General features: G+C 71.0%; 13 protein-coding genes. 3 read left to right on the top strand and 10 right to left on the bottom strand.

Annotation, left to right across the window (positions count from 1 at the left end; genetic code table 11):
* The coding region (locus QM626_RS04295; RefSeq protein ID WP_415074335.1) for a LysM peptidoglycan-binding domain-containing protein at window positions 1-849 on the top strand (849 nt) is incomplete at its 5' end.
* Between the two features lie 56 nt (window positions 850-905).
* Entirely contained in the window at window positions 906-2,840 is a 1,935-nt protein-coding gene (gene pknB, locus QM626_RS04290; RefSeq protein WP_415074333.1) for a Stk1 family PASTA domain-containing Ser/Thr kinase, read from the top strand.
* Window positions 2,841-2,951: 111 nt separating this feature from the next.
* Here pknB and QM626_RS04285 read toward each other — a convergent pair whose 3' ends face one another.
* From QM626_RS04285 to QM626_RS04275, 3 genes are read right to left on the bottom strand one after another with little or no spacing between them, the layout of a single operon-like run.
* On the bottom strand, window positions 2,952-4,289 hold the full coding sequence (locus tag QM626_RS04285) for a class II 3-deoxy-7-phosphoheptulonate synthase (RefSeq protein WP_415074331.1): 1,338 nt from the start codon (window positions 4,287-4,289) through the stop codon (window positions 2,952-2,954).
* A 4-nt stretch (window positions 4,290-4,293) separates the two neighbouring features.
* The gene (locus QM626_RS04280; protein ID WP_415074329.1) at window positions 4,294-5,001 is read right to left on the bottom strand and encodes a lysophospholipid acyltransferase family protein; all 708 of its coding nucleotides are present in this window, start codon (window positions 4,999-5,001) and stop codon (window positions 4,294-4,296) included.
* A 12-nt stretch (window positions 5,002-5,013) separates the two neighbouring features.
* On the bottom strand, window positions 5,014-5,961 hold the full coding sequence (locus QM626_RS04275) for an ROK family glucokinase (RefSeq protein WP_415074327.1): 948 nt from the start codon (window positions 5,959-5,961) through the stop codon (window positions 5,014-5,016).
* Between the two features lie 133 nt (window positions 5,962-6,094).
* Between QM626_RS04275 and QM626_RS04270 the strand changes: the two genes are divergently transcribed.
* Window positions 6,095-7,927, top strand: a complete 1,833-nt coding sequence (locus tag QM626_RS04270) for an AMP-dependent synthetase/ligase (RefSeq protein ID WP_415074325.1) — start codon at window positions 6,095-6,097, stop codon at window positions 7,925-7,927.
* Window positions 7,928-7,945: 18 nt separating this feature from the next.
* Here the strand turns inward: QM626_RS04270 and QM626_RS04265 are convergent, their stop codons facing one another.
* From QM626_RS04265 to QM626_RS04235, 7 genes are all read right to left on the bottom strand, one after another.
* Entirely contained in the window at window positions 7,946-8,191 is a 246-nt protein-coding gene (locus QM626_RS04265; RefSeq protein ID WP_415074323.1) for a hypothetical protein, read from the bottom strand.
* Window positions 8,192-8,228: 37 nt separating this feature from the next.
* Window positions 8,229-8,765, bottom strand: coding sequence for a hypothetical protein (locus QM626_RS04260; protein ID WP_415074321.1), 537 nt, complete (start codon window positions 8,763-8,765; stop codon window positions 8,229-8,231).
* Window positions 8,755-9,549, bottom strand: coding sequence for an SDR family NAD(P)-dependent oxidoreductase (locus tag QM626_RS04255; protein WP_415074319.1), 795 nt, complete (start codon window positions 9,547-9,549; stop codon window positions 8,755-8,757). Before QM626_RS04255 ends, QM626_RS04260 begins: the two co-directional genes overlap by 11 nt.
* On the bottom strand, window positions 9,546-10,319 hold the full coding sequence (locus QM626_RS04250) for an AfsA-related hotdog domain-containing protein (protein ID WP_415074317.1): 774 nt from the start codon (window positions 10,317-10,319) through the stop codon (window positions 9,546-9,548). Before QM626_RS04250 ends, QM626_RS04255 begins: the two co-directional genes overlap by 4 nt.
* Window positions 10,320-10,445: 126 nt before the next feature.
* Window positions 10,446-11,069 carry a TetR family transcriptional regulator gene (locus tag QM626_RS04245; RefSeq protein ID WP_415074315.1) on the bottom strand — a complete coding sequence of 208 codons (624 nt, stop codon included), beginning with the start codon at window positions 11,067-11,069 and terminating at the stop codon, window positions 10,446-10,448.
* Window positions 11,070-11,159: 90 nt separating this feature from the next.
* Window positions 11,160-11,651, bottom strand: coding sequence for a peptide deformylase (locus tag QM626_RS04240; protein ID WP_415074313.1), 492 nt, complete (start codon window positions 11,649-11,651; stop codon window positions 11,160-11,162).
* A partial coding sequence (locus tag QM626_RS04235) for a MinD/ParA family ATP-binding protein (RefSeq protein ID WP_415074311.1) occupies window positions 11,648-12,746 on the bottom strand: 1,099 nt, incomplete at its 5' end. The genes QM626_RS04235 and QM626_RS04240, both read right to left, overlap by 4 nt.

Genomic DNA, 12,746 nt, shown 5'->3' with positions numbered 1-12,746 from the left:
CTCGTGCTGGCCGCGGCGCCCGCCCATGCTGCCGAGACCGCACCCGCCTCGCTGCCGGCCGCGCCGCGCACGGCCGAGACGCCGCCCGCGACATACACCGTCGTCGCCGGCGACACCGTCAGCGACATCGCCGCGCGATTCGGCCTGCGCACGCAGGACGTTCTCACGGCCAACGGGCTGGGCTGGTCCTCGATCATCCAGCCCGGGCAGGTGCTGGCGCTCACCGCGACCGACACGGTGGCGCAGGCGGCCACGGCCGTGTCGGCCGCCTCGGTCACCGCCAGCCACACGGTCGTCGCCGGCGACACCGTCAGCGCGATCGCTGCGGCCGGCGGCACCACGGTCGCCGCGGTGCTGGCCGCCAACGGGCTGAGCTGGGACTCCATCATCTACCCGGGGCAGGTGCTGGCAGTGCCCACGTCCGATGGGACCGCGGCGCTCGGGCTGGACGCCGAGCAGATCGCCAACGCGCGGATCATCATCGCGGTGGGACGAGAGCTGGGCGTGCCCGACCGCGGCATCCAGATCGCGCTCGGGACCGCGATGCAGGAGTCGTGGCTGCGCAACCTGGGCTGGGGCGACCGCGACTCGCTGGGGCTGTTCCAGCAGCGGCCGTCCGCCGGGTGGGGCACGGCCGAGCAGGTCACCGATCCGGAGCGGGCCGCGCGGGCGTTCTACGGCGGACCCTCCGACCCCAACGGCACCCTGACGCGCGGACTGCTCGACGTTCCGGGGTGGGAGACGATGTCGTTCGCCGACGCCGCGCAGGCCGTGCAGGTCTCCGCCTACCCCGATCGCTACGCGCAGTGGGAGGGCCCGGCATCCACCTGGCTGTCGGTGCTGGGCTGAACCGGGCGGGCGAGCCGTTCCGCGGGCTCACGGGCAGCGCTCCGTAGACTCTGAGCGTGAACACGAGCCAGCGCGCGGATCCGCTGATCGGCCGCCTGGTCGACGGGCGCTACCGTGTGCGCGCCCGGATCGCGCGCGGCGGCATGGCCACCGTGTACGTCGCCACCGACCTGCGTCTCGAGCGCCGGGTCGCCCTCAAGGTCATGCACGGGCACCTCAGCGACGACACCGTGTTCCAGAGCCGGTTCATCCAGGAGGCCCGTGCGGCGGCGCGCCTGGCCGACCCGCACGTGGTGAACGTGTTCGACCAGGGCCAGGACGACGACATGGCGTATCTCGTCATGGAGTACCTGCCGGGCATCACGCTGCGCGAGCTGATGCGCGAGCAGCGGCGGCTCAGCGTCCCGCAGACGATCACGATCATGGATGCGATCCTGTCCGGTCTCGCGGCCGCCCACCGCGCCGGCATCGTGCATCGCGACGTGAAGCCGGAGAACGTGCTGCTGGCCGAGGACGGACGCATCAAGATCGGCGACTTCGGCCTGGCCCGCGCGACGACCGCGAACACCGCCAGCGGCCAGATGCTGCTCGGCACCATCGCGTATCTGGCGCCCGAGCTCGTCACCCGTGGCAGCGCGGACGCGCGCAGCGACATCTACGCCCTCGGGATCATGCTCTACGAGATGCTCACCGGCGAGCAGCCGTACAAGGGCGAGCAGCCGATGCAGATCGCCTACCAGCACGCCACGGACTCGGTGCCGCGGCCGAGCGCGAAGAACCCGGGGGTGCCGGAGCAGCTCGACGAGCTCGTGCTGTGGGCGACCGAGCGCAGCCCCGACGGCCGTCCGGTGGACGCCGACGCGATGCTGACGCGGCTGCGGGAGATCGAGGCCGAGCTCGGCATCGCCCCCCAGGTGGCGCGCACCGTCGCCGTCGGCACCGCGGTGCTGGACGACGTGCTCGACTCGGGCGAGCTCACCAAGGCGCTGCCCACGCCGATGACCGCGGCCCTGGGCACGGTCCCGCCCGCCGACAACGCCACGCGGCTGCGCCGCGGCGCGCGCCGCCGTGCGGCCAAGGGCGGCTGGCTGATCACGATCGTGCTGCTGCTCGCGCTGCTCGCCGGCGGCACCGGGTGGTGGTTCGGCTCCGGTCCCGGCTCGCTCATCGGCATCCCGTCGGTCGCCGGCCTCTCCTTCGACGACGCGGCGGCCGCGATCACCGCCGCCGGCCTGACACCCGAGTACGGCGAGGAATACAGCGTCGAGGTGGCCACCGGGCTGGTGATCCGCACCGAGCCCGGCGACGGCGAGCGGGTGGACAAGGCCGCGACGGTGCGGGTCGTGGTCTCGCTCGGCCCGGCGCCGCACGACATCGCCGCGCTGAGCGGCATGACCCTCGCGCAGGCCACGGCGGCGCTGCAGGCGGCGTCGGTCACGGTCGGCGATCCGCAGTACGAGTTCACGACCGCCGACTCCGGCACGGTCACCGCGGCGTCGGTCACCCCGCAGGGCACTTCGACGCCGGTCGACTGCACGGGCGGATGCACCGTGCACGAGGGAGACTCCGCCACGCTCACCGTGTCCAAGGGTGCGCTGCCGGACGTGACCGGCATGAGCGTGGCGGACGCGACCACGACGCTGACGGGCGCCGGCGTGCTGGTCACCTCGACTCAGGAGTACAGCGACACGGTCGACTCCGGCGACGTCATCGGCATCGCCGCTCGCGACGGCGGAGGCAACTGGCGCCCCGGCGACACGGTGACGCTCCGCGTCTCGAAGGGGCCCGAGCTGTTCGACGTGCCCGATGTGACGGGCAAGACGCTCACGGAGGCGAAGCAGATCCTGAGCGCCGCCGGATTCACCGCGAAGTATGCCTCCTACTGGGATGTCGCTCCGGACGTCGCGAAAGTCGTTTCGCAGGATCCGACCGGCACCGAGCAGGCGCGCAAGGGCGCCTCGGTCAGCCTCGTCCTCAGCCTCACGGGATGAGCAGTCCCCGCGGATCGGCGGGATCGCCCATGCAGGAGAAATCCGCTGAACAGGACGATCTGAGCGCAAAACGTCCTGCTCAGCCGATTTGTCCTGCGCACGCGGGTCGTGTCAGCGGCGCTCGAGCTCCTCGGCCACCAGGAACGCGAGCTCGAGGCTCTGCATGTGGTTCAGACGCGGGTCGCACAGGCTCTCGTACCGGGTCGCGAGGGTGTCCTCGTCGATCTGCTCCGAACCGCCCAGGCACTCCGTGACGTCGTCGCCGGTGAGCTCGACGTGGATGCCGCCGGGGTGCGTCCCGACAGCGCGATGCGCCTCGAAGAAGCCCCGCACCTCGTCGACCACGTCGTCGAAGCGACGCGTCTTGTACCCGTTCTGCGATGTGATGCCGTTGCCGTGCATCGGGTCGGTGACCCACAGCGGCTGCGCGCCGGCGTCCTTGACCGCCTGCAGCAGCGGCGGCAGCGCGTCGCGGATCCTCCCGGCGCCCATGCGCGTGATGAACGTGAGCCGACCGGGCTCGCGCTCCGGGTCGAGCGTGTCGATCAGCGCCAGCGCCGTCTCCGGCGTCGTCGTCGGCCCCAGCTTGACCCCGATGGGGTTGCGGATCTTCGAGAAGTAGTCGACGTGCGCGCCGTCCAGGTCACGCGTGCGCTCGCCGATCCACAGGAAGTGGGCGGACGTGTTGTACGGCGTGTTCGTGCGGGAGTCGATGCGGGTCATCGGCCGCTCGTAGTCCATGAGCAGGCCCTCGTGGCCGGTGTAGAACTCCACGCGCTTGAGCTCGTCGAAGTCGGCGCCGGCGGCGGCCATGAACTTCACAGCGCGGTCGATCTCGGCGGCCATCCCCTCGTAGCGCTGGTTGGCGGGGTTCGCGGCGAAGCCCTTGTTCCAGCTGTGCACCTCGCGCAGATCGGCGAAGCCGCCCTGCGTGAACGCCCGGATGAGGTTCAGGGTGGATGCGGAGGTGTGGTACGCCTTCAGCATCCGCGTCGGGTCGGCCCCGCGCGAGCCCTCGGTGAAGTCGTAGCCGTTGACGATGTCGCCCCGGTAGGCGGGGAGCGTGACATCGCCGCGGGTCTCGGTGTCGCTCGAGCGCGGCTTGGCGAACTGGCCCGCCATGCGCCCCATCTTCACGATCGGCATCGACGCGCCGTACGTCAGCACGACGGCCATCTGCAGCAGCGTCTTGATGCGGTTGCGGATCTGCTCGGCGGTGGCGCCGGCGAACGTCTCGGCGCAGTCGCCCCCCTGCAGCAGGAACGCGCGACCGGATGCGGCCACGCCCAGGCGGGTGCGGAGGTTGTCGACCTCGCCGGCGAACACCAACGGGGGCTGCGCCGCGAGCTCGGCGGATACGGCAGCCACGGCGTCGGGATCGGACCACTGCGGCTGCTGCTTGATCGGGAGGGTGCGCCAGTGGTCGAGCGCGTCAAGCTGCTGAAGCATCGGATCAGTCTATCGGGGCGGAGGCGGGCGCCGGTGCGGTCAACCGCTCCTTCACGGTCGTCGCATACACGTCGTCGTAGCGTTGCGCGCCGAGGCGTTGCAGCGCGACCATGATCTCGTCGGTGACCGAACGCAGCACGTACCGGTCCGACTCGAACCCGGCGAAGCGGGAGAAGTCCAGCGGCTCGCCGATGATCATCCCCACCCGTCCGATGCGGGGGATGGCGCGCCCGATCGGCATGATCTGCTCGGTGTCGACCATCACGACCGGGATGACGGGCACCTTCGCCTCCAGCGCCATGCGGGCGATGCCGGTGCGCCCCCGGTACAGGCGGCCGTCCGGGCTCCGGGTGCCCTCCGGATAGATGCCGAGCAGGTCGCCGCGGCCCAGCACCTGGAGCCCGGTGTTCAGCGACGCCTCGGACGCCTGACCGCCGGAGCGGTCGATCGGGATCTGACCGGTCGCCTTCATGAACACCCGGGTGGCCCAGCCCTTCAGCCCACGGCCGGTGAAGTAGTCGCTCTTGGCGAGGAAGGTCATGGGCCGGTCGATCATCAGCGGCAGGAACACGGAGTCCGACACCGACAGATGGTTGCTCGCGAGGATGGCGGCGCCGCTGGCCGGCACATTGCGGCGGCCCACGATCCACGGCCGGAACACGGCCTTGAGGATCGGGCCGATCACGACGTACTTCATCAGCCAGTAGAACACCGGCTCATCCTCTCAGCTCGCGAGGGTGCGACGCGCGAGATCCGCCGCGCCGATGACGCCGGCATCGTTCGTGAGCCGGGCGACGGCGAAGTCGGCGACGGGCCGCGAGCCGTAGGCGGGCATGGCGGCGGCGAAGGCCTCGCGCATCGGCGCGAGCAGGACCTCCCCCAGCTGCGAGACGCCGCCGCCGATGACGAACCGCTCCGGGTCGAGCACCGCGGCGAGGCTGCCGCACGCCGTGCCCACCGCGACCGCGACGCGACGCAGCGCCTCGAGCGCCCCCGCGTCGCCGGCTGTCACCAGCCGCGAGATCTCCTGCCCCGGCACCACGCCGTCGTTGCGCTGCTGCACGGCGCGCAGCGCCGCGCCGATGCCGAAGGCGGCGTCCCGCGCGATCTCCTCGGCCTCGTGCTGCAGCGCCCGGCCCGACCCGTAGACCTCGAGGCAGCCGCGCTGGCCGCAGCCACAGGTACGACCCTCCGGCACCAGCCGGATGTGCCCCAGCTCGGCGGCGATGCCGTGCCCGCCTCGCAGCAGCTGCCCGTCGATGACGATCGCGCCCCCGACGCCGGTGCCGAGCGTGAGCATGACGACGTCGCCGAGCCCCTCGCCGGCGCCGAAGCGGTACTCGGCCCAGCCCGCGGCGTTCGCGTCGTTCTCCACGACGACCGGGACGCCGGTGAGGCTCTGCAGGTGATCGCGCAGCGGCTCGTCGCGCCAGGCGATGTTGGGCGCGAAGTACACGGTCGACCGGTCGCGGTCGATGAAGCCGGCCGCGGCGACGCCCGCGACGGCCTCCTCGCCCTCCGCGAGCTCGGTGATCATGTCGGCCACCACGTTCTGGATGCCGCTGACGGCGCCGGGCGTCGCGACGCGCACCTGGCGCTCGATGGCGCCGTCGGCATCCACGACCGCTCCTGCGATCTTCGTCCCGCCGATGTCGATGCCCACTGCGCGCACGATGCGTCCCTTCCGTCACGGCCTCGATCAGCGTAATGCGCATGGTGCGAAGCGCGCCCGGGGTGAGACTCAGTTCCACGCACGACTAGACTCGCGTCTCAATGACCGCCGGTACCGAAGGAGTTGCCCCGTCATGAGCACAGTCGAGTTCGACGTCCCCGCGATCGTCCCTGCCGCACCGCAGGACAACATCACCGACCTGCTCGAGCAGCGGGTCGCCGACACGCCCGACCGGGCGCTGTTCGCCGTCCCCGACGGGGACGGCTGGCGCGAGATCACCGCCGCCGAGTTCCGCGCCCAGGTCGTCGAGCTGGCCAAGGGGTTCGTGGCCGCGGGCGTCCAGCCCGGCCAGAAGATCGGGTTCCTCGCCCGCACGACCTACGCGTGGACGCTCGTCGACTTCGCGCTGTTCTACGCGGGCGCGGTCATGGTCCCGATCTACGAGACCAGCTCGGCGAGCCAGATCGAGTGGATCCTGTCCGACTCCGGCGCGGTCGCGTGCCTCGTCGAGAGCGCCGAGCACGCGGCTCGCCTGGCCGAGGTGCGGGCGAACCTGCCGCTGGTCGCGGAGAGCTGGCAGATGGATGCCGGCGACCTCGACCGGATCGTGGCCGGCGGCGCCGGCGTGACCGACGACGAGATCGAGCGACGCCGCGCCATCGCGGTCGGTGACGACATCGCGACGCTCATCTACACGTCCGGCTCGACCGGCCGGCCGAAGGGCTGCGTGCTCACGCACAGCAACTTCGTCGAGCTCTCGCGCAACTCGGCCAAGGCGCTCCACGAGGTGGTCGAGGTCCCCGGCGCCTCCACCCTCCTGTTCATCACCACCGCCCATGTGTTCGCACGTTTCATCTCGGTGCTGGCGATCCACGCGGGGGTCAAGACGGGGCACCAGCCCGACACGAAGAATCTGCTGCCGGCGCTCGGCTCGTTCCAGCCGACGTTCCTGCTGGCCGTGCCCCGCGTGTTCGAGAAGGTCTACAACTCGGCGGAGCAGAAGGCCGAGGCAGGCGGGAAGGGCAAGATCTTCCGTGCCGCGGTGGCGGCGGCGGTCGAGCACTCCCGCCGGCTGCAGGACGGCGAGCGCATCCCGCTGGGGCTGAGGATCCGCTTCGCCCTGTTCGACCGGTTCGTGTACGGCAAGCTGCGCGAGGCCATGGGCGGCCGTGTGCAGTACGCCGTGTCGGGTTCGGCGCCGCTCGGCCCGCGCCTGGGCCACTTCTTCCACAGCCTCGGCGTGACGATCCTCGAGGGATACGGCCTCACCGAGACGACGGCGCCCGCGACGGTCAACCTCGCGAAGAAGTCGAAGATCGGCACGGTCGGCCCCGTGCTCCCGGGTGTGGGGGTGCGCATCGCCGAGGACGGCGAGGTCGAGGTGCGCGGCATCGACGTGTTCAAGGAGTACTGGCGCAACCCCGAGGCCACGGCGGCCGCGTTCGATGGCGACTGGTTCCGCACCGGCGACCTCGGCTCGTTCGACGCCGACGGGTTCCTGACGATCACCGGCCGCAAGAAGGAGATCATCGTCACCGCCGGCGGCAAGAACGTCTCCCCCGCCGCCCTGGAGGACCCGATCCGGGCCAACCCGATCGTCGGGCAGGTCGTCGTGGTGGGCGACCAGAAGCCGTTCATCTCGGCGCTGGTCACGCTCGACGCGGAGATGCTGCCGACGTGGCTGGCGAACAACGGGCTCGACAAGGACATGTCGCTGGCCGACGCCGCGCACGCCGATGCGGTGCGCGCCGAGGTGCAGCGCGCCATCGACAAGGCCAACGAGGGCGTCTCCCGTGCCGAGTCGATCCGCAAGTTCACGATCCTGCCGGTCGAGTGGACCGAGGCCAGCGGCCATCTCACCCCGAAGCTCTCGATCAAGCGCAACGTGATCATGAGCGACTTCGCCGACGATGTCGAGGAGCTCTACCGGGTGCCGGAGAACACCACGAACATCTCGCTGCCGTAGCCACGAGATCCCGGCGCACTAGTGGTCGAGGAGCTCGCGTGCGCGGTCCAGTTCGGCGTCGAGCAGATCGTCGGCATCCTCGATCCGTTCGGCGAGCGCGAGAGCTTCCGTGAGCGCCATCCGCGCGTGCTGTTCATCGTGAGGGCTCAGGAGGTCTCCGAGCACGACAAGCGCTCGCACCCGCAGGACGCCGCCGGGCGTCGTGTCGAGCAGGCTCCGCAGGGTCGCCTCGGCTGCTGCGACATCACCGCGGTCAGCCTGCATGACCGCCTTCCGAAACGCCATCTCTCCGGCCATGCCGTCAGCCTACGGCGGTGGTCCGGCGTCTGGGTTGCTTCAGCGCGGGCGCGGTGAGCACGGCGACGATGGCGGCGGCGATGACGGCGACGAACGCCGCCGGGATCCCGTAGATCGCGAGCAACGCGAACGGGCGGCCGGGGTCGACGCGCGATGTCGGACTCTGGAACGCGCCGAGGACGGACGGCAGGCCGATGATCAGCCAGGGGGATGCGGCACCCACCGCCGCGCCGAGGGTCGCGAGGGCGACGCGTCCGGCCGCCGGCCACGCGGTGCGGGTTCCCCACACGAGGGCGGACAGCACGAACCCGGCGACGGCGAGCAACGCGTTCGCGAGACCGGCGATGACACCGAGCAACACGAAGACGACCAGCATCCCCACCCCATCCTCGCCGTCGTCTTCGGGGAGGAGGAAGTAGAGGCTGAGGCAGGCGAGCGCTCCCACGATGGCTCCGGCGCCGATGAGCTCGACGACGACGAGCCAGAGCCGCTCCCAGAAGACGGATCGCCAGGGGGCGAGGTCTGCTCGGCTATGCGTCATGGCGGAGCAGGCTTCCCACGCCGGCCGCTCGGTCGCCGCGTGCCCCGAGGGTGCTGCCGCCGCTGACGTCGACGGTGGTGCCGGTGGTGCGGTTCGCGTCGTCGGAGATGAGGAACGCGACCGCGTGTGCGACGGTCTCGGGAGTGGCGACGTCGCCGAGCACGGAGAAGCTCGACATGTACCGGCGCACCTCGGGGTCGCGGAACGCGGGGTGTCCGTTGTCGGTGAAGCCGGGGATGACGGTGTTCACCCGCAGGCCCCGCGGGGCGATCGCTTCGGCCATGTTCCGCGTCAACGACTCGACGCCGGCTTTGCTCATGGCGTAGACGATGTCGCCCGGGCTGGAGAAGTGGGTGCTGGCCGAGGAGATGTTCACGACGCTCCCGCCCGGAAGCATGCTCCGGGTCAGTCCCTGGGCCAGGAAGAACGGCGCGCGCATGTTGATGCTGACGTATTCGTCGAACTGGTCGGCCGTCGCATCGAAGAACGACGGGCCGAGCAGCTTGGCCGCGTTGTTCACGAGGGCGCGAAGGACATAGCCGTCATGCCGTTCGAGCACGTCGTTGACCGACGCGAGGACGCGGTTGACGCCGGACATGGTGGACAGGTCTGCGCTGACCAGGTGGCAGTCGGCGCCGAGGGAGCTCGCCAAGGCCTGCGCGGCGTCGTGATCGCCGCGATAGTGGGCGACGATGGCATATCCGTCTGCGTGCAGCCGGCGGCAGATGGCGGCGCCGATCCCGCCGGTCGCACCGGTCACCACGGCGACGTGCTTCTCGGTCATGTTCTCCTCCGTTGCGGGAGCGGGGTGGTGAGGCCTCCGCTGAACTCGGCGTAGACCGCACCGCCATGGGTCAGCATCCCGCCGATCTCTCGTCCGGACACGATGCGCGTGCGGAGGATCGGCGCCGGGTCCGCGTCGCAGTAGCCGAGGAACCGCAGCGACAACCGGGAGAGCCGGGCCTCCTCGTGCTCTCGCACCGAGCGTTCGATCGCGCAGACGACGCTCATCGCGGACACATGCTCGACCTCGTGGTCCGCGAGGATCGGATCAGCGTGATCCACGACCAGAGGCTCCTCACGGACGGCCCCGCGACGCATGGGCTCGACGGCCGGGGAAGCCGCGGATCGCCGGGCGCGAACCCGGGGGAACACGGCTCGAGGGATGAACGTTGCGCTCGAGCTGCCTTCCGCGCGCAGACCGCCGTTGCCCTCGACCGAGAATCGCTGCACCGCGCTGCGGACTCGCGACCGAGCGCGAGACGCCTCGGTCGCGTGAACCCGGATGCGGCCGCGAACGGTCCTGACCGGGACGGACGTCGCCGGCCAGAAGACCCGCAGCTCGATGCTGTTCACGACGAACACGTCGTCGGCCGGCACGCCCAGCTGGTAGTGCGCGTGCACGATCCCCGCCTGGCGCTGCACCTCCATGATGTCCGCGAACCGGATCTCTCCTCCGGTGGCCGGCATGCCGAACATCGCGTCGAGGGCGCCGTTCGACGCGACCTCCGCCGTCCGGAGCCACAGGCTGCGGTCATACAGCTTGTGAGCCACGCGCGGTGAGAGTCGCAGCTGCTCCGCTCCGGTGGACGGATCGTCCGAGCGAAGCTCCGCCACGTCTCTCACCGCGCGCCCCCCAACACCCATCCGCGACCGGCGACCCCAGCGACCACGCTGGACTCACGCGGTGCGGTGGGCTTTGGTCAGCGCGTCGAGGAGGAACGGCTCGACGCGCTGAATCCGACTCGGCAGCGATGCCCACGAGTCCGCGAACTCCGACAGCACCTGCTCGCCGACGAAGACCGCATTCAAGAACTCCGCCGTCGCATCCACGTCCAGGTCCGCGCTGATCGAGCCATCGTCGATGCCCTGGCCGATCAACGTCCGCGCGATGCGGACCCATTCGACATACGGATCGTGCGCCGCCGACGCCAACTCCGGAGTCGGCTGGCTCGCCAGCTTGATGCCGGCCTGCACGATGACATCGGTCGCGATCAGCTCGGCCAGCCCGCCGATGACGCCACGCAGCTTGCGGAGGCCGTCTCCCGGTCCCCCCAAGACCTGCGTGAGCACCCCGGACATCCGCTCCTGCTGCGCATTGAGCACGGCCGCCGCGATCTCGTTCTTGTTGCCGAAGTGGAAGTACAGCGATCCCTCGCTGATCCCCGACTCCTCGGAGATATCCCTCAACCTCGCCTCCGCATACGACATGCGGGCGAACACGGCCGCCGCGCCGACGAGCAACGCCTCACGGGTCGCGATCGAACGCTCCTGACGAGGCGGGTTACGAGTGGACCGTGACATCGAACGAGCTCCTCACACACTGACAAGATCCGGTACGAGCCCCGAGTCTAGAGGTTAACTCGGACCCATGCCTTATTTCCGTGTCGAAGCTCAGAACCAGTCGCTCTCCCGCACCTCGCGCATCGCGGCACGGCGCGCGTCGCCGCTCAGCCGGTGCAGGTAGAGGTGGCCGTCGAGGTGGTCGGTCTCGTGCTGCAGCATCTGCGCGAACAGGCCGTCGCCTTCCAGCACCACGTCGTTCCCGTCGAGATCGGTGCCGGCGACCTTCGCGTGCGGGTAGCGCAGCACGTCGTGCCACAGTCCCGGCACCGACAGGCAGCCCTCGCCGGTGGGCTCCGGCTCGCCTGCGACCTCGACCACGACGGGATTGAGGATGTAGCCGATGTCGCCGTCGATGTTGTAGCTGAAGGCGCGCAGGCCCACGCCGATCTGCGGAGCCGCGACCCCCGCCCGGCCGGGCAGCGCGACGCTGTCGAGCAGATCCTGCACGAGCGAGCGCACGCCCTCGTCGATCTCGCCGATCTCGGCCGATGGCGAGGTCAGCACCGGGTCGCCGAACAGACGGATCGGACGGACCGTCATCGCGCGCGCACCGGGGCGCCGAGACCCTCGACGACGACGGCCGCGAGCTCGCGCGCCGCCGCGCGGGTCGCCGGCTGCAGCTCGCGGAAGGCGATCTCGCCCCCCGTCGCGATCAGCGGATCGTACGGCAGCCGCAGCACGCTGCACACACGGGTGCGGAAATGCTCCTCGACCTCCTCGGCACGCACCAGCGGCGTCCCCGGCCGGGAGGCGTTGATCACCACGATCGCGCCCCGCACGGCATCCGCGTATCCGTTGGTCTCCAGCCAGGTCAACGTCTCGGAGGCCAGCCGCGCCTCGTCGACGCTGAGACCGGCGACGATGACGAGGGCGTCGGATGCCGCCAGCGCCGCCGTCGTGGCGGAGTGGACGATGCCGGTGCCGGTGTCGGTGAGCACGACCGAGTAGTAGTGCGCGGCGAGCTTCGCGACATCGCGGTAGTCGGCGTCGCTGAGCGCGTCGGCGACGTGCGGGTCGGCATCGCTGGCGAGCACGTCGAGCCGGGTGCGGTCGCGGGCGACGACGCCGGAGAACTCGTTGAAGCCGTCGACGGCGAGGTGCGAACGGGACAGGTCCCGCACGGTCTTGCCCGCAGCTCCGCCGATGCGATCGGCGAGGGTGCCGCGGTCCGGGTTGGCGTCGATGGCGATGACCCGGTCCTCGCGGGCGTCGGCGAGCGCCATCCCCAACAGCGTCGTCACCGTGGTCTTGCCGACACCGCCCTTGCGGGAGAGCACGGCGACGAACCGCGCCCCGCCGGGCAGGTGCGCGGCGATCCGGCCGTCGAGCGCCTTGCGCTCCCTGGCGCCCTTGCTGTCGCCGAGGTTGATCCGGCGACCGCTGAGCGTGTACACGAGGTGGGGCCACAGCCCCTCCGGATCCGGCTTCGGCAGACGGCCCGGCGCGACGAGCCGATCGCCGGTGAGCAGGTCGGCGCTCTCGCGCTCGGCCTCGCGCTCCCCCACACGCTTGGCGGCGAGGGTGACCGGGGCGGTGACGGGAGCGTGACGACGCAAGGCCGGCTGCTCGCCGGCGGCCGGGGCGGGGGGTGCCGTGGGCGCCGGCTCGGGCACCGGCGCCGGCTCACGTGTCACG

Origin of the sequence: Microbacterium sp., assembly GCF_047606385.1 — a bacterium.
Taxonomy (GTDB): Bacteria; Actinomycetota; Actinomycetes; order Actinomycetales; family Microbacteriaceae; genus Microbacterium.
This window is presented reverse-complemented; position numbering and strand designations above follow the sequence as displayed.